A 516-nucleotide genomic window follows, 5' to 3' on the forward strand; every position below is an offset into this window, starting at 1 on the left:
TATATGTATAGGTCCTCCAGCAGAGGTTCCCGGTGTTTCCATCATTACCTTTGTGATCTCGGCTGTGTTTTTCAACATATTTTTCCTCAATTCATTTATAGAATCCTCGGTCTTCTGCATCTCTTCAGTTCGGCATGTAGGTGATTTAAGAATGCAATCTTCCAGATGAGCTTCTAACTTTCTTATTTCCTTTTCCATTTTCTTGTTTTCAATCATCATTTTTCCAACATCTATTGCGTCTTTGGTGGAACTGGCTTTGCCACCCCAACCGAACAGATTGGAAAAGAAGCCGCCTTCTTTATCCTTTAGGCCGAGAGGATCTATTTTTGAATTAGGATTTACGGGATATATAGACTTATTCACTCCTCCGTTCAATCCAATCGGATCCTGGGTCACGTACTGACCCACCTCGGGATCGTAGTATCGAAAACGGTTGTAATGCAGCCCCGTCTCGGAGTCGAGTTGCTGTCCCTGGAAACGGATGGCTTGCTCCGCACCGTGAGGATCGTATTACTC

1 protein-coding gene is annotated in these 516 nt (G+C 44.0%); it reads right to left on the reverse strand.

The features are described 5' to 3' along the window. Positions 1-483, reverse strand: a 483-nt coding sequence (locus tag K9U40_RS23405) for an RHS repeat-associated core domain-containing protein (protein ID WP_282892460.1), incomplete at its 3' end; no start/stop codon positions are given. Between the last annotated feature and the right edge of the window lie 33 nt (positions 484-516).

Origin of the sequence: Xanthobacter autotrophicus (assembly GCF_030015065.1) — a bacterium.
Lineage (GTDB): Bacteria > Pseudomonadota > Alphaproteobacteria > Rhizobiales > Xanthobacteraceae > Xanthobacter > Xanthobacter autotrophicus_D.